Raw genomic sequence first — 14,281 nt, forward strand, 5'->3', positions numbered from 1 at the left:
CCTGTTATCTGTGGCAAGGGAGAAGCGGGGCCCACCGTCGTACAGCTCTCCGGCCTCGGGGATCAATGGAAGTGGTATACGGGCCGCAGGCCGCTTGATAGGACATTGGGGCCCATCTACCGTGCTCAGCCTGCCGAGGCAGGCGGTTCACCGGCGGGCGTCTGGGACACCCGCCGGTGTTGGTGCGGGGGCGTGGCTACAGCACGGCGAGGGTGAAGACTCCGTCCTTCCAGTCCCCGGTGCGAGGATCGTCGGAGCCGATCTTGAAGTCGTGGGGGCCGTCGCAGCCAGACGCCCCGGGCAGGTACAGGTTGAGCCTCCGCCAGTCGTGCGTCTGTGTCACAGCGATGGCACCCTCGCGCTCGATCGTGTTGTCGAACCTGACGCAGTACCTGCCGGTGTCGATCCTCCAGGTGTGGGCGACATGCTTGCCTGACCGCAGGGTTCCGTCAGCGTTGACGATGGCGGCGCCCCGGGCATAGGGGGCGTTGCTGTCGGCTGCGGCCGGGCTTGTCAGGGCGGCCGTTCCCGCACAGGCGGCAAGGAGGACTGCTGCGATTCCTGCGAAGCGACGCATGAGTTCTCCGATTTTTCCAGGTCAGCGCCATTATGGCGCAGCTCGGTGGTCACCGGAGAGCTGTCCTCCGGGAGGTGCATTATGCATAACTGGGGCTTAGTTCACTAATTGATGTGAATATGCCTGTTCTCTGGATTGGGAGCCAAAGGTCTCATATGGGTGGTCTTTCCCTAGGTTCCGACTACCACCGGACCTCCGAAGATCGACAACATCGACCCGCGCAGGCTCCGCCGAACGATCAGCCCAGGTCAAAGCGCCGAACAGGGCCGCGAAGGCTTAGCGCACGATCTGACAGGGATGTTGCTCAACCCCCGAACGGCAGATGAACCGTGGTCGATTGCCATTGGAAGCAACAACTCGCAATGAGCGAGAGAAGAGAAGGCCAGTATCGATATGGTGATGACTCAACTGGACTCCAGCTAGCACAAGTTGCGACCGGCCGAGAACGTGGACTGATGAGATGTCATATCTGCGAGGTCAGCCCGCTCCTGTGTGACAGGAAACTGACAGACAGACGGCGATGTGCCGCCTCGAGACTCGCGTACGTCCCAATCTGGCTCCGACGAAGCGCGGTTCACGCCTCTCGAATGCCGCGCCACTGCACCGCACCTTCACTCTGGTCGACGCCGCTCTTTCAGTTGCCAGCCAAAAGACGTGCCAACGCGGCCTCTCGTTGTGCGACGAATCCCGGCGCCTTGGACTCACATCCGTACGGAACAGCCCCGGCCGTTCGTTGGAGGAAGCTCTCGACCGCTCGACGCTGAGCTGTCAGGATCGAACTGTCGTCGTCGACCTGAAGACGGATGAAGATGGCAGCCGAATCCGGATCAGGGCCGATCTGTACGTCGCCCTCGCCCGTCGGCTGGGCGAGGCCGTCACGGAGCAGGTCTCGCCCTATGTACCAGACGACTGGAGCATCCCCTGTACTCAATCGGAAAGTCACACGCACGGCGTATGGATCCTGCTGTGAGTAATGAAGGAACGCCGTAACGAGAACGTAGGTGTCCGACTGCGGCAGGTGAAGCCTCATCGCGCAGGTCGCCCTGACAGGTTCCTGTACCTCGGTGTTCATCGAATTGATCTCCTCAGTGGCGGCGGTCGACCGCATCGTGTACTCGGATCACCCTTGCCGGGATCACCGCGGCGGTCGTGATTCTCGGATTGGTGGCGATGTTTTGACCCCAGGGATACTGGAGTGCAGGGGCCAACAGGGCGGCGCCTACGAGGTCAATGCCGAAGGCGACAGCGGATGCCGTGAGCCCGCCGCCGTGGTCAAGGGCCCAGGCAGCCATCACTGGTGCAATCGTGATTGCCATGGCCAGGTTGGTACCCCACAGTCGGGCGTACAGCCCGCGGGACTGGGGCGGCGCGATGGGCAATCCGCGCCCCGGGGACAGCGGTCCCCGGGGCGTGTTGAAGAGGCGATCGGGGACGTGGGGCTGTGCCGCAGACTTCTCGCTGGTTGGGTGGGTCCGATCGGGGGGCGCTGGACGCGTGGTCAGGACACGGCGGCGGTGCCGGCCAGGTTCCAGCTCTTGCCGTTCTTGCCGTCATTGGCGATGTCGTAGTAGGCGGTGGCGTCCGCGGTCCAGTTCTTCTTCTTGGTCGTTACGTAGACTTCGCCGTAGCCGCTGGCCCCGGTGGGGTAGGTCTTCGAACCCTTCTCGGAGCCGTTGATCTGCGGGCTGATCTCGCGCTGTTCACAGATGCCGTAGCTGCAGTTCTTCTTCGTGGTCGATCCGCTCTGTGCGTACATGAGGACCGAGAAGCTGTTGAACCGCTTGCCGCCCGTGAACCACGAGGTGCCGTCCCAGGATGCCTTGTTGAGCCAGGCCTTGTAGTGGCGGTATCTGCCGCTGGACCCCTGGTACTTGATGCAGATGTTCAGGCTGACCTTCACGTCGGGCTTGCCCGGCAGAGCGATGCTCTTGGTGCTGGTCTTGCAGTGTGTGGTCGTCGCAGCCTGGGCTGTTCCGGTGAGCACGATGGTTCCGCCGAGAGCAACGGATGCGGCGAGGACGGAGGCTGTGGTCCGCTTGAGGTTGAACATGGGGTTCCTTTGCTCAGATGGAAGGAGGTCGCTGGTCCTGGTGGGCCCGGCCCGCTGCGCGTGGTTCGGGCCGAGGTACGGCGTCCGGCACCGGCTTGTCTCGACGGGCGGCTGGACCGTCCGTTTCCGTCGGTCTCTGGTCGCAGCGAGGTGTGCTCGGAGTCTCAGCAGCAGGCCTTGTTTGAGGCGCACAACGCAGAAGCCCCGGCAGACATTGGTGTCTCCTGGGGCTTCTGCATCACACCTGTCGGCGACCCACCCGAGGCGGCTGCGCCGCCCCCGGAACGAGCGGCGGGGGTCTACGTGATGCGGTTACCGCATTCCACGTCGTCCTCGGTGTACCTGGGGGTCTCTCCAGTGAACGAGTGCTTCATCACGTAGTAATAGGGTGCGGTCTGGATCACCACACTCCAGCCGACAACTTCATCAGGAATCTTCGTCGAGGAGTTCGGCCAGCAACTGCGCCAGGGGGCGGTTGTGGGAGGAATGGCAGGTCGGCTTGTGGGTCTTGTAGTGCTCCTCGCAGAGCAACGTCGTGGTGCCGGCCGTTTTGTCGGTGTCCCAGTGGTACGTGGTGCCTGTGCCACAGATCCGGCAGAACTGGCCGAGCTGTTCGCCGGTGAAGACCTGCGAGCCGAAGGTGCCACAACGGGAGCAGAAGCCAGCGCCGTTGCGGTAGCCGCGGGCCTCCCAGTCGTGGGATCCTCTGCCGTCGGAGCAGTTCAGGGCGTGCTGGTACCTGGCCCAGGCGCTTTCCTCGCACTCCTGCGGAGTGGTGCCCTCGCCGCGGATGAACGCGGCACCGGGCGGGTAGACCTCCATGAAGAGAGTGGTGTAAGAGGTCGGCTCGCCCGGCTTGGAACCGCGGCGGAAGACCACGCCTTCGCCCGCGCTGACGACTGTCTCGTCGGGCCAGGGGTAAAGAACGGTATGGGTGCCGTGGCCGCGGAAACTGATTCGATCACCGACGTCGTGGCCGGTCGTGATCTCGCGCACGGTCAGATCTCCTCGTCGTCGACGTCGGTGGCTTTTTCGCGTAGATCTTCTGTCGTCGTGGACGAACTGATCGGCTGCGGCCTCCTCGGCTTCGATCCTCCGGTCCCGTCTTCGTAGACGGACCTGGATGCCGACCTCGATCTCGCCGACAACGTCGGACAGAACGTGCGGGGATCAACGAGGCACAGCCCGTTGTACAGCTTGGTACTCATGCCGTTGCCCCTGCGGTGAGATCGAGAATGAAATCGATCCCGTCGTCGCGTTCCACTTCTCCGGGGTCGAGATGTTCGAACATGTCGATGTCGGAACCGATCCGTGTGATCTGCTGCTCCGCCTCGTTGACGACCGTCTTCAGCTCATTCGTCAGTGTGTGGTAGTCCTCACCCTGGTTCGAGAGGTCCAGGGTGGCGACCTCGTCGTCGGCGGACAGGAGCCTGGTGAGCGTGGGTTCTTCCTCGTCGAAGTCGCGGGTGAACACAGCGCGCGCGTGCCGGGGGAACGCGTTCTGCAGCAACTGCCGCGTGTACTCCACGCACAGGGCGTCGGCCAGGTGCTTCGCCTCAGCGGCGACACGCTCGGCCCTTTCCTTCATCACGGACAGAGACTGAATGTGCGGTGGTGCGGATGTCGTGCTCACGCGGGGTGCCCTCCTTGTCAGGTCCCTGGCTCCATGTGGGCCGTCTGGACATCGGGGTGAACAGGAAGCCCCCGAGAGCTGGGGGGAGGGGGCTCTCGGGGGCCGGTGCCGACGCGAGGAATCGAACCTCGGACCTGCTGCTCTTCAGGCAGCCGCTCTTCCAACTGAGCTACGACGGCGGGATCCGCGGATCCGGGCTCATGCTCTGAACCCGGATCCGCGGGGTGGCGACGGTGCGATGTCGCCGGATCAGCCAGCCTCACGCCGGCAGCAGGCGCACATCGGCATGGTGACGGCCGGGCAGGACCTGCTGCCCGTCTGCGGTTCAGCTTGTACCCGGGTCGGCCGCGCCGACCGTCACATCGAGACGCCCAGCCCGCTCAGGACCCGTGCATGCGCTCTCGCCGTTCCTCGTACCGCGCGATGTGTGCGTCACATCAACTGTCGAGCGCGTCCGGCTCGTACTGCGTCTCTGCGTCGGGAAGGGTGAGGCAGACCGGCGAAAGGGCCCGGTTCTGCCTTTCACCTCTCCCGGGGCGGCCCTGCCGACCCCACCCCGAGACCAGCGCCAGCGGGACGTGAAGCCGCAGGGGGGCGCACTCCAGGGGGGCACTCGTCAGCGAGGGATGCGAAGTGCTCCTCCCACTGCGTAAAAGTCCGGCCAGCCAGCTTCACGTTGTCGACGGCCTCCTCGGCCAGGCGCAGGGCTGCCTCCAGGGGGAACCGGCAGCGGGCGAGCCAGTTCTCGTCGCGTGACGACGGCAGGGGCTCGTGCTCCCAGTTCCCATCGGATGCGAGGCAGTAGTCGTGGCGGTCGAATACAGCCCAGCGGTCAGCGCCGGTCTCGGGATCCTGGCCGCGCCAGACGACGCGGAGCGCGAAGTACCCTTTGCCGTCGGCATCCGACTTCTCGTAGCCCGTCGGCAGGACGCGGTACTCGGACGGGACGGTGCGCGTACGCGGACCCGGCCGTTCCGCGTCAGCAAGCCGCACCTCGACCACCAGGTCCTTGTCGTCGCCGAAGGCCTCGATGGCACGGTACAGATGGCTCACGACATCTTGCGCGTGTTCGTACGGGCTGGGCACGTCAGAGGCGGTGACGTGCCCGCCGCACGAGAATGGTCAGCACGTACGACCCTCGGGCAACGGCCCGAGGAAGCTGGGACAGCTGTACAGCCACTCAGCACGGATGTTGATCCTGACGGGATCGGCACGCAGACCGTCTGTCCAGCGATCCTCGACCGGAGGCCGGTACTTCTCGGGATCGGTCATGATCTGTCCTTCCGTTCATGGATGTCCGTCTCGGTCAGCGGGTGTGTGCTCCGCTGACCGAAACCTCGGTGAAGCAGTTCTGGCAGAACGCGCGCGCCGGTGGCGCAGGCAGCGTCGTGTCTGCCGCGCACTCGTCGTGGAGCAACTCGTGGTCGACGTACACGACTGCGTCACCGGGATCGATACGGCGAGCGCGGACTGGCGAGCCGCACGGGGCACCGTGCTTGGCGGTGAAGCTCATGGCGCGAGGATTTCCGTGTCCGGCGCCGGACTTGCAGTCGAACGGGATCGGGCAGCTACGGCCCTTGCGGCAGACACGAGGGCTCAAGGCATGCGCCTACGGCAGTACGGCGAGAAGCCCGTTGGTGAGCAGGGCCACGGCCGCAGACAGCTCGCGGGGCGTGGTCAGCACGCCCAGCTGAGCGGCTGCAGCCGAACTGCTTTGCTCAGCAGCGGCATTGAGCGCCGCCTGAACGGCATGGCGGACCGTTTCCGTGACGCGCATGTGGACTTCGGTGTCCTCCAAGTCGGCAGCTGTGACCAGCCCGCGCCCCATGAGGCGGTTGGTCTTAGAGGCGACATCAAGGGTGGTGAGCGCGTCGTCGTCCGCCGCGGGGGCGAGAGCGGAGAGGTTCGCGCCGCCGAAGGCAGTACGGAAGCGTGACGGGCAGTGGGTGTGAAGGTCCATGGCGAGCTCGGCGGCAAGGCCGCGGACAGCTACCAGACCATACCCGTTGGCCAGTTGCGTCATGAGTCCGAGCGCTGCGTTAAGATCCCCCTGCCCGAGGGCTATCACGTAGGCGTCGGTGACGGTGCTTATGAGCTCCTCGGGAAGCGCGGTACTGGACACAGTATTTTCCCCGTTCGGGTGTTCGGGTGGCTGCGCGCCGACGAACTCGCAGGTGATGGGGTTGTCCCAGTCGTAATCGGTCATGAGAGCGCTGCTCCTTGAGCTTGTTGGGTACGGCAGCTGGCTGGGGCCAGCAACGAAATTGCCGGTGGAGCTTGGGCTGGTCGTTCCCGCACGGCCCCACCCGCAGGCGGGTGTTTCTTTGGCTCCCGAGCCGGCTGCGCCGGCCCAACGCTTGCGCTTCAGAGCGGCACTTCGAACTACCCATCGTGGTCGCTGAGGTCGATCACCACTGCTTGGCCTGTCGCGCTGTCGGTGACGGTGAAGACGCGGGCATCCCTGTCAGTGGCACCGTGGCGGCCGAACTGGTCTGCCCAGACGATTGACTTCTCAAGTCGGGTGAGCTGGCGGCGGAAACTGTGCTCTCTGTCGCCCCAGTAGGTCTCGCGTACGGCGGCCGTCAGTTCAGATTGGTGCACCATCAGCCACGTACCGGGGACCTAGGCTTGCACGTGGGACAGCATTCTGCGCTGGAGCTGGAGCAAGATCTCGCCGTCGCCCTTCGTGGACGGTCGCGCGAAGGCGACGCGTGGTGTGCCGAGGAACGGCTTGAGCCGCTGGGGCACCGTCTCAGCGGGAAGCTTCGCGAGCACACGTGAGATCAGGCCCACCATCTCGTCGAGTTCGGCGAACAGCTGGATCGTGGCGTCGACGATCTCTGTGGTCTTGTTGTGCTTCATCACTTCTGGTCCTTGAAGATCGGGTCCTGCTCGGGGAACCGGGACAGGGCCGTCCCGCCCCGATTGCCCCCCATGACGTAGTGGGAGGCGCTGCCCTTGACGCAGAGGATGGAGGCGCACTGTTCCTTCGTGTCCATGGCCAGACCCGTCGTCAGGGCGCGCTCGTGAGAGGCCGTCAGGGGTCTGGTTGGAGGCCGATTCATGTCCCGGCTGGTGCATTGACGGGTCTCATCGGTGTCTTGTTCGCGGCTTCGGCGATCAGCGTCGTTCTCGCGTCCGGCCGGTGGCAGCAAAGCGTCTCCTTAGCACACCACCGGAACCCGGGGATGCCCATGACGAGACGCCGACGCATCAACGGGGAACAGGCCGATGCACGAACACCCGGCCTGTTCCGGTGTCGATCCCGCACCCGGGTCCGCTATGCCGACCCAGACCCGCGAGGCCAGCGCCTGTAGGGGGCGAAGCCGAGGGGCATGCTGTCACCCATCGCAACGTGACGCGAAGTGCTTGTTCCACCGGAGGGCGGTGATCTTCTTCATGGGGGAGTCCTCTTCTCGATCATGCGTGTTCGGTGAGCGGTCGTCGGATGGGTACGGGTTAGCCGGTAAAGCGCAGCGGGGTACGGGGACGGCCCCGGGCCGGGACGGGTGTCCGGGCGCGGGGCCGTGGGCGGAGCTGTTCAGTGGATCGAAGCGACTGAGGGATATGCCTTGAGGTCTCGTGTGAGTGCCGCAGCAGTGACGAGGTCCGCCGGGCGGCGGCTCGTGATCCCTACGTGAAGCACCACCTTCGGGGGCTCGTGTTGGGCGGTCGATACGTGGTAGCGCCTGCTTCGCACCTGGAAGTGGTAGCTGCCGAGGCAGATCACATCGCTGTCCTGCGGTAGCGGTGCTCCGAGGAGATCGAGCTCGAAGGTTACGTAGGTCGGGTCCTCCGGCTCCTGCTCGCCACGCAGCCGAACGACGACGCGGACAACGTCCATGGTGTGCTCCTGGTCACGGGTGCTGGTGGTACTCGGGGGCTGGGGCATGTCGGTCCCTTCGGATGCGGGGTGGGGGCCGCCGGGAGCGGGGCCGTCGTCGGATGGGTGTGGGTCAGACCCGCTCGGAAGCCCAGAGGTCGTTGAGGTCCTCGCGGATCTCTTCCTCCAGGGCAGCGAGGAGTGCTTGCTCGGCGTTGAAGTCCCCGGAAACGGCCTTGATGAGGTCGTCCTGGACCTGCTGCTTGCCTGCGAGCGCCGAGGGCATCCGCTCGTCCTGCGTTCCCTTGGCGATGAGCCGGTGGATGATCACTGGCCGCTGCTGGCCGGGGCGGTGCAGCCGACCGTTCGTCTGCATGTAGTGCTCGAGCGAGAACGGCAGCGTGTACCAGATCATCGTCGAGCCGCCGTGCTGCAGGTTCAGACCGTGCCCCGCAGCGGCAGGGTGGAGCAGCATCACCGGGATCTGCTTGGCGTTCCACCGGCGGACCATGTCGCGCGAGCCGTCGAAGGCCTGCGCGTCGATGCCGGCCTTCCGGAGCCTCGTAAGCAGCTGCTCCTTGTCCGACTTGAAGTGATAGGCGATGAGCACGGGCTCGCCGCCGTTGTTGCGCACGAGGTACTCGGCCATCTCGAGCTTCTTGTCGTGGATGACCTCGTACCGGCCCTTCGTGGCCGGGTCGTCAGGATCCGCGGTGTAGAGCGTGCCCGAAGCGAACTGCATGAGCTTGCTGGTGAGCACCGCCTGGTTCTCGGCGATGATCGACTCGACGCTCTGTGTCACCTTTCCGTCGTCGTCGGTGTAGGTCCGCACGATGTCCAGGACCAGGTCACGCTTGAATTCCTTGTAAGCCTGAAGCAGGTCAGGCGGGAGCGTGACGTTGACGTCCTGGATGGTGAGCGATGGCAAGATCAGTGTGGTGTTCTGGGCGCTCATCACCAGGTGCGAGATGGCCTGATGGATCTCGGCCTCGGCGTTCGCGGTGGGGATCCACTTCGCCGGCGTCGTCGTGCCGGGAACCATCTTCGGGACGAACCACCGGTTGCGGAACTGGGTGATATCCCGGCCGAGCGCTTGGCCTTGGTCGAGCAGGTAAATCTGGCTCCACAGGTCGTGGAGACCGTTGGGTGCGGGCGTGCCGGTCAGCTCGATGAGCCGCGTGATCGCCGGGCGTACCAGGGCGAGGGCTTTGAACCGCTCGGACGAGTGCGACTTGAAGCCCTGGGACTCGTCAATGATCACCGTCTGGAACGGCCAGATGATGGCGTTCCGGCGTTTGCCGTCCGGACCGGTGATCGGCTGGACGGGCATCTGGTCGACCAGGCCGAAGCGGCACTCGGAGCAACCCGAACTGTCGCACGCGCCGCAGACGAACTGCTGGCGGACGACGAGCTCCGCGCCGCGGAGTTCACGCAGTGCTTCCCGGACCTTGGTCTTGGCCGGTGGCCGGGACGCGGCCCCTGGCTGAGCTACGGCGGCCGTCCGAAAGCCGTCGATCAGCTCGTCGACCGTCATCGGGCCTGCGGTCAGCATGAAGGTGAGCAGCTTGTCGGCCTCCGGCGAGATGTGGTGCGCGTTGAATGCCGGACCCAGAGCCACCAGCTTCTGCGTCGAATGAGAGGGCTGGGTGAGCAGCTCCTGGTTGATGAAGTACATCGTGGGCGGGTCGGAGAAGACCGTCTGGAAGCGCTCCAGGCGCTTTGCCTTGGAGAGCGGCTTGTCGCTCTCGTTGACGATGAGCGACTTCGTACGGATCGGGAAGCCCCACTTCTCGATCTCATCGAGCCATGTCGAGCGCGCGATCGCGACCGGGGCGACGACAAGGATGTGACCCATCGGGCGCACCGACTGCAGCACGGCGAGGGTGCTGAGCGTCTTCATGCCGCCCACAGGAACCCATGCGCCGGCGAAAGGCCGGTCGACCAGGAAGTCGTGGATCTGCTGCTGGTGCGGCAGCAGCGAGATCGGGGACGGAGCGGTGGATGTATTCATGCTGCTTGTCCTGACTGTTCTTCCAATAGTGGTTGGCTTGTTCGCGTCGTGGAGCAGCTTCGACGGCGGCTCGGGAGGCAGCGCCCGCCCTGGATGCTCACGACCTCGGGCAGCACCTCGGCGGTGGCCGATGGCAGACCGCCAGCAGCCCGCCTGGAGTCCAGCGCGAAAACGCTGGCTACGGGGGTAGGTGGCGGCCGGGCTTCAGCTACAGCCGCTGATCACACGAGCCGGCCCGGCCGTCGGCCCGCTGGAAGCGGCGAACGCGGCTCTGCGGAAGAAGGTTCGCGAGCAGGAGGAGAAACGCGAGATCCTGCGGAAGGCTGCGAAGTATCTCGCCGGGGAGCCGCTGCCAGTGCGTCGCCGACCTCAGAGCCGCTGCGGCGTGATGCGGCCGTGCAGCATCCTCGGAGTCAGCCGGTCGAGCTTCCGCTACTGGCGCCGGAGACCGCCTTGGACCGGGTCGCCCGTCAGCCCGGATACGGGCGGTGCACCAGGACTCGGACGGCACCCATGGAGCCCTGAGGGTCACCGCCGAGCCCTGCGAGACGAGCGGCGAGGCGGTCAACCACAAGTGGGATGCCGGATTATGTGGGCGTTCGGGATCGACGAGCTCCGCCTGTGGCGCCGGCGTCACACCACCGTTCCCGATCCGGCCGGGAGAGCAGGACCATACGGCGTGCCGCTCACCCGTCGTACGTGAGATGGGCGTACCAGGTTAGGCGGTCGCCCTCTGCTGAACCAGGCCTCGCGGCGAAGGCCGGTCTCCCCGCCAGGGTGAGGTTTCGTGCTACCACGCAGAGTTCTGACAGCACCATGGTGTGGTGGATGTCGCGTAGCGCTGCCGCGAGGACATCCTCACCGTCGCGGGGAGCCGTCCATTGGTTGCTTGTGGTGACCGCGCTCGCCGACGGGGTGACCTGGATTGCTGTGGCTCCCATGCGCAGGGCTTGGCCGGGCATAATCGCCACGTCTTCCCTGTGCACGGGGACGTGCGCCGAAATCAGCGGGGCATCCGGGACCTGACCAGCCTCGACGTGGGCCGGACCGGTATAGGTGAGCCACAGAACGACCGCCCCGTTCCCGTCGGGCCCGCGATCTTCTTCGTGCGGCAGGTACTGGTCGCGCCGGTGCGGGGGGTACACCTGGACCGAGCGATAGGTGTACCACTCGTCAACTTCGTGGATGGCTAGCGTGGCGAGGGCGTAGTGAGCCATGGCCAGGGCGAGGGACAAGATCTCATCGTCACTGGCTCCTCTGGCGCAGGCGGCGATGAGCTGGTCGTCTTCCCAGTAGGCAAAGCCGCGGAACAGGTGCGGCGGGCCCTGGGGGTCGTCCACATCAGGCATCAGGAAGCTGACCCGGGGGGTGAAGGCGGATGCGTGACTGCTGACCTCGGTCCAGGTCAGGGTGACGCCGCGGTGCTCGTAGCAGATCGTGTTGAGGAGCCGTGCGAGGCGCTGGCCGTGGACGGCGACGGCGTCCTCGCGGCAGGGCCTGCACATCGACTCCTCGCAGGTGAGACCGGATTGGCCGCACAGGCAGCGTTCCATTTCCCGGATCGTGGGCGGGAGGTAGGGGACGAGTGTCGGCAGGGTCGGGCCGGCGAGCGGTGTGGCGCCGTATGGGGCTGTTCTGAGCTGGGGCATCTCTTTCCTTCGAGCTGGTTCAGCGCCAGCGTGCGGGCTGCGCGACGGTGACCTGTCGTGAACTCGCACGGCACGAACGCATGACCGATAGGCCCGCTTGAGTGCACTGTGCGCTTCTCACCTCGGGTGGCTACTGAGCAGGGGTAGTGGTGTCGGCCTCCAGGAGCTGGTGAGCTTCCCGCAGGGCGGCGAGTTTGGCGGCGCGGGAGAGGCTGTCGGTGACGTACTGGGAGAGGCGGGTCAGGTCGCCGGTGGGGGCGCGCGCGGCGTCCGGGGGTGCGGCGGCCAGGAGCGCGGCCAGGTCGGCGACGCGCTGGATCTCGGTGCGGTACTGCTCTTCCTCGCGGGTGATGAGGCGGGTGAGGAACACGGCGGTGGTGTTCATCAGCTCTCCCGGGTGTTCAGGGGGTCGTCGGCGTGCGGCAGGCAGGGAGCGGCGCCATCAGCGAGGGTCCGACCGCGCGCAGGATTCGTCGTCGTCGTCGCGGCCGAGCTGGTAGAGGTCGTCGAAGCTCTGAACCCGCTCCGGTTCACAGGCCGGCAAGCAAACCGAGTAGGCGAGGCCCTCCCCACCCCCAGCCTCTAGGAACGAACGGCACGAAGACGGCAGAGGCAGCCCGATCTCCCGTTCGAGCTCTTCAAGCTCACAGACGTCGAACGGCCTGAACGGACCCACGACCAGGCGGCTGCGATACCAGCGCGACAACTCCTCAGACACGGCCAGATTGTCGCACCCTGCAGTATCCCGAAACCTTCCCAGCCCCACGATGCTGGATGCCGAACTCTGCCCGTTCATCCGTACCGGACTCTGCACATACGCGAGTACGCCGACATCCCAGAGCCGGTTGTAGAGCTCTGCGAGAGACTCCTCGGTGTGTTCGGCCAGGGGGAGTCCGTGTTCGGGGTCGATAACGGGCGGGGCGGCCGGCAGCGCACCGGCTTCGGTGAGAATGTGCTGCTCCCACAGGGCGGCGAGAAGACGGTGCCAGCGCTGCGGGACGGGGAACCAGCCGCACGGGCAGGCCACGGACCAGCGGCCGGAGGGCAGTTCGAGACGGCGCGGCCAGTGGCTGGCGACGAGGTCCTTGTCGGGGCAGATGTGGCCGCCCGCGGGGAAGATGCTGCCCGCGTCGAGCGTGCACCAGCCTTCCCCGACCACTCGGGGCGCATAGACGGGCCGGCCATCGTCGCCATGGCATCGAATTGGCGCAGACACCCGGGCACCAGGCACGTGTTCAGCACCGGGTTGTTGGTGAGGGAGTCGATGTGGACGTACAGGGATTCAAGCTGGTCCTCAGTCAGGGTGGCGAGTGGTATGCGCTCTTCACGGATCACGGTCAGATCTCCTCGGTGGCGATGTACAGGTAGCCGGTGCTGGTCGGGCGGATCTGGACCGGGCGGGTGCGGGTGCGGCCAAGGCGTAGTGTCGGCCGATGAGCAGCCCGACGGTGGCGTGCATCTCGTCGATCTTGAGAACGCGCAAACTGGCGCAGGCGGACCATCAACCAGGTCTCGCATCGAGCCGGTCGGAACCGGCCGGCCACCGCTGGATCACGATGCTGTCAGCTGCTGGCCGGATGGGGACTCGAGGAGGCGGGCGATGAACGCGTCGACGCCCGGCTTGTCGTCGATGACGTGGACCTCGGCCCCATGTCGGCGCAACTTGGCGTGCGTGAGCTGTTGCAGCTTCCGCAACTGGCCGCCGGGGCGCTTGACCTCGACGAACACGGTGCTACGGGGGGCGACGACGATCCGGTCGGGCACTCCCCCGCGGGCCGGCGAGACGAACTTCAGACACAGAAAGCCGTGTGCTCGGCACTGGGCAAGGAGGTAGCCCTCAATGTCCCGCTCACGCGGGGACGTCATCGGCTCTCAGTCCTCTCGTCCGGAGCAGTCGCTCGCACGCCGTACTTCAGCTCGCCGGGCGAGACGAGCCGGAGGCCTGTGGAGTGGGTGTGCATCCGGGAGACGCTGAGGGCGGAGCGCTTCGTGCCGTAGTGATCCGGGACCTGGGCCTCCCCGTCAACAACGGACTCGATGACGACGCGGCGCTTGCTCTGCCGGGTGCCGAGGTCCTCCCAGATCTGCCCCCCGGCGGGCCAGGATGCCCTGCGGGTCGTGTTCTTCTCCTGCTGGGCCTGGGCGTCGTCGCCCTGGGCGGATGTGCCGGTCGGCACGTCATCGGGCACGATCTCGTACTTCTTCAGGAACGAGCAGAACTCGGTGATCGTCCGGCGCTGCGCTCGATGATGGACCGAGCGCCGGAATTGGAAGGGTGAATCTACGTAAATGACCTCGGTCAGGACCCCGTCGCTTTTGCGCCGCCAGCGCTGACCGGGCTGGACTGGTTCGGTCGCGGCACTCACAACTCGTCGGCCCCCTCAACGGTGCGGACGGGAAGTGTGGTGTGGAACATGACGTCTCTCGACTCTCTTGTCATGGCGAGCCAGACTCGCCTTCGTCATAAATTCGGCTCGGGCACCGAGCAGCGTCGTGTCGGCACAGCCCCGCACCCTGCGGTCCGATGGTGGTGTGGGG

The 14,281-nt window shown here is 65.8% G+C and carries 21 protein-coding genes and 1 tRNA gene; all 22 read right to left on the reverse strand.

What is annotated here, in order from left to right; genetic code table 11:
* Positions 1-196: 196 nt before the first annotated feature.
* The gene (locus ACIQCZ_RS38890; RefSeq protein ID WP_402290373.1) at positions 197-577 is read right to left on the reverse strand and encodes a hypothetical protein; all 381 of its coding nucleotides are present in this window, start codon (positions 575-577) and stop codon (positions 197-199) included.
* A gap of 634 nt (positions 578-1,211) precedes the next feature.
* Entirely contained in the window at positions 1,212-1,649 is a 438-nt protein-coding gene (locus ACIQCZ_RS38895) for an SsgA family sporulation/cell division regulator (RefSeq protein ID WP_402290375.1), read from the reverse strand.
* A 13-nt stretch (positions 1,650-1,662) separates the two neighbouring features.
* On the reverse strand, positions 1,663-1,893 hold the full coding sequence (locus ACIQCZ_RS38900; RefSeq protein ID WP_402290378.1) for a hypothetical protein: 231 nt from the start codon (positions 1,891-1,893) through the stop codon (positions 1,663-1,665).
* A gap of 182 nt (positions 1,894-2,075) precedes the next feature.
* Positions 2,076-2,627: a hypothetical protein gene (locus tag ACIQCZ_RS38905; protein ID WP_402290380.1), complete on the reverse strand. Its 552-nt coding sequence runs from the start codon at positions 2,625-2,627 to the stop codon at positions 2,076-2,078.
* A gap of 426 nt (positions 2,628-3,053) precedes the next feature.
* Entirely contained in the window at positions 3,054-3,623 is a 570-nt protein-coding gene (locus ACIQCZ_RS38910; protein WP_402290382.1) for a hypothetical protein, read from the reverse strand.
* Positions 3,624-3,625: 2 nt separating this feature from the next.
* Positions 3,626-3,835, reverse strand: coding sequence for a hypothetical protein (locus ACIQCZ_RS38915; RefSeq protein WP_402290385.1), 210 nt, complete (start codon positions 3,833-3,835; stop codon positions 3,626-3,628).
* Complete coding sequence (locus ACIQCZ_RS38920) at positions 3,832-4,260, reverse strand: hypothetical protein (RefSeq protein WP_402290387.1); 429 nt, start codon at positions 4,258-4,260, stop codon at positions 3,832-3,834. Before ACIQCZ_RS38920 ends, ACIQCZ_RS38915 begins: the two co-directional genes overlap by 4 nt.
* A 106-nt stretch (positions 4,261-4,366) precedes the next feature.
* Positions 4,367-4,439, reverse strand: a tRNA-Phe gene (locus ACIQCZ_RS38925).
* Between the two features lie 343 nt (positions 4,440-4,782).
* Positions 4,783-5,313, reverse strand: coding sequence for a hypothetical protein (locus ACIQCZ_RS38930; protein WP_402290389.1), 531 nt, complete (start codon positions 5,311-5,313; stop codon positions 4,783-4,785).
* 69 nt (positions 5,314-5,382) lie between these two features.
* Complete coding sequence (locus tag ACIQCZ_RS38935; protein WP_402290391.1) at positions 5,383-5,532, reverse strand: hypothetical protein; 150 nt, start codon at positions 5,530-5,532, stop codon at positions 5,383-5,385.
* Positions 5,533-5,566: 34 nt separating this feature from the next.
* Entirely contained in the window at positions 5,567-5,773 is a 207-nt protein-coding gene (locus ACIQCZ_RS38940) for a hypothetical protein (RefSeq protein WP_402290393.1), read from the reverse strand.
* Between the two features lie 96 nt (positions 5,774-5,869).
* Positions 5,870-6,466, reverse strand: coding sequence for a hypothetical protein (locus ACIQCZ_RS38945; protein ID WP_402290395.1), 597 nt, complete (start codon positions 6,464-6,466; stop codon positions 5,870-5,872).
* A gap of 176 nt (positions 6,467-6,642) precedes the next feature.
* The gene (locus ACIQCZ_RS38950; RefSeq protein ID WP_402290398.1) at positions 6,643-6,864 is read right to left on the reverse strand and encodes a hypothetical protein; all 222 of its coding nucleotides are present in this window, start codon (positions 6,862-6,864) and stop codon (positions 6,643-6,645) included.
* A gap of 18 nt (positions 6,865-6,882) precedes the next feature.
* Positions 6,883-7,122 carry a hypothetical protein gene (locus tag ACIQCZ_RS38955; RefSeq protein ID WP_402290400.1) on the reverse strand — a complete coding sequence of 80 codons (240 nt, stop codon included), beginning with the start codon at positions 7,120-7,122 and terminating at the stop codon, positions 6,883-6,885.
* The gene (locus ACIQCZ_RS38960) at positions 7,122-7,259 is read right to left on the reverse strand and encodes a hypothetical protein (RefSeq protein ID WP_402290403.1); all 138 of its coding nucleotides are present in this window, start codon (positions 7,257-7,259) and stop codon (positions 7,122-7,124) included. Before ACIQCZ_RS38960 ends, ACIQCZ_RS38955 begins: the two co-directional genes overlap by 1 nt.
* A 542-nt stretch (positions 7,260-7,801) precedes the next feature.
* Positions 7,802-8,104, reverse strand: coding sequence for a hypothetical protein (locus tag ACIQCZ_RS38965; RefSeq protein WP_402290405.1), 303 nt, complete (start codon positions 8,102-8,104; stop codon positions 7,802-7,804).
* Between the two features lie 112 nt (positions 8,105-8,216).
* Positions 8,217-10,094, reverse strand: a complete 1,878-nt coding sequence (locus ACIQCZ_RS38970) for an SNF2-related protein (protein ID WP_402290407.1) — start codon at positions 10,092-10,094, stop codon at positions 8,217-8,219.
* 686 nt (positions 10,095-10,780) lie between these two features.
* Positions 10,781-11,647 carry a hypothetical protein gene (locus tag ACIQCZ_RS38975; protein WP_402290409.1) on the reverse strand — a complete coding sequence of 289 codons (867 nt, stop codon included), beginning with the start codon at positions 11,645-11,647 and terminating at the stop codon, positions 10,781-10,783.
* Between the two features lie 226 nt (positions 11,648-11,873).
* Positions 11,874-12,128 carry a hypothetical protein gene (locus ACIQCZ_RS38980; protein ID WP_402290411.1) on the reverse strand — a complete coding sequence of 85 codons (255 nt, stop codon included), beginning with the start codon at positions 12,126-12,128 and terminating at the stop codon, positions 11,874-11,876.
* 57 nt (positions 12,129-12,185) lie between these two features.
* The gene (locus ACIQCZ_RS38985) at positions 12,186-12,902 is read right to left on the reverse strand and encodes a hypothetical protein (protein ID WP_402290413.1); all 717 of its coding nucleotides are present in this window, start codon (positions 12,900-12,902) and stop codon (positions 12,186-12,188) included.
* Positions 12,903-13,294: 392 nt separating this feature from the next.
* Entirely contained in the window at positions 13,295-13,609 is a 315-nt protein-coding gene (locus ACIQCZ_RS38990; RefSeq protein ID WP_402290416.1) for a VRR-NUC domain-containing protein, read from the reverse strand.
* Complete coding sequence (locus tag ACIQCZ_RS38995) at positions 13,606-14,109, reverse strand: hypothetical protein (RefSeq protein WP_402290417.1); 504 nt, start codon at positions 14,107-14,109, stop codon at positions 13,606-13,608. The genes ACIQCZ_RS38990 and ACIQCZ_RS38995 overlap by 4 nt, the downstream gene beginning before the upstream one ends.
* Positions 14,110-14,281 lie beyond the last annotated feature (172 nt).

The sequence above is a fragment of the Streptomyces sp. NPDC093149 genome (genome assembly GCF_044754145.1).
Taxonomy (GTDB): domain Bacteria; phylum Actinomycetota; class Actinomycetes; order Streptomycetales; family Streptomycetaceae; genus Streptomyces.

Bases quoted from the DNA above. Each gene is read 5' to 3' on its own strand.
- ACIQCZ_RS38960 (WP_402290403.1), bottom strand. From the start codon at position 7,259: ATGGACACGAAGGAACAGTGCGCCTCCATCCTCTGCGTCAAGGGCAGC.
- ACIQCZ_RS38975 (WP_402290409.1), bottom strand. From the start codon at position 11,647: ATGGAACGCTGCCTGTGCGGCCAATCCGGTCTCACCTGCGAGGAGTCG.
- ACIQCZ_RS38990 (WP_402290416.1), bottom strand. From the start codon at position 13,609: ATGACGTCCCCGCGTGAGCGGGACATTGAGGGCTACCTCCTTGCCCAG.
- ACIQCZ_RS38965 (WP_402290405.1), bottom strand. From the start codon at position 8,104: ATGGACGTTGTCCGCGTCGTCGTTCGGCTGCGTGGCGAGCAGGAGCCG.
- ACIQCZ_RS38890 (WP_402290373.1), bottom strand. From the start codon at position 577: ATGCGTCGCTTCGCAGGAATCGCAGCAGTCCTCCTTGCCGCCTGTGCG.
- ACIQCZ_RS38895 (WP_402290375.1), bottom strand. From the start codon at position 1,649: ATGAACACCGAGGTACAGGAACCTGTCAGGGCGACCTGCGCGATGAGG.
- ACIQCZ_RS38955 (WP_402290400.1), bottom strand. From the start codon at position 7,122: ATGAAGCACAACAAGACCACAGAGATCGTCGACGCCACGATCCAGCTG.
- ACIQCZ_RS38905 (WP_402290380.1), bottom strand. From the start codon at position 2,627: ATGTTCAACCTCAAGCGGACCACAGCCTCCGTCCTCGCCGCATCCGTT.
- ACIQCZ_RS38940 (WP_402290393.1), bottom strand. From the start codon at position 5,773: ATGAGCTTCACCGCCAAGCACGGTGCCCCGTGCGGCTCGCCAGTCCGC.
- ACIQCZ_RS38950 (WP_402290398.1), bottom strand. From the start codon at position 6,864: ATGGTGCACCAATCTGAACTGACGGCCGCCGTACGCGAGACCTACTGG.
- ACIQCZ_RS38935 (WP_402290391.1), bottom strand. From the start codon at position 5,532: ATGACCGATCCCGAGAAGTACCGGCCTCCGGTCGAGGATCGCTGGACA.
- ACIQCZ_RS38915 (WP_402290385.1), bottom strand. From the start codon at position 3,835: ATGAGTACCAAGCTGTACAACGGGCTGTGCCTCGTTGATCCCCGCACG.
- ACIQCZ_RS38980 (WP_402290411.1), bottom strand. From the start codon at position 12,128: ATGAACACCACCGCCGTGTTCCTCACCCGCCTCATCACCCGCGAGGAA.
- ACIQCZ_RS38970 (WP_402290407.1), bottom strand. From the start codon at position 10,094: ATGAATACATCCACCGCTCCGTCCCCGATCTCGCTGCTGCCGCACCAG.
- ACIQCZ_RS38900 (WP_402290378.1), bottom strand. From the start codon at position 1,893: ATGGCAATCACGATTGCACCAGTGATGGCTGCCTGGGCCCTTGACCAC.
- ACIQCZ_RS38945 (WP_402290395.1), bottom strand. From the start codon at position 6,466: ATGACCGATTACGACTGGGACAACCCCATCACCTGCGAGTTCGTCGGC.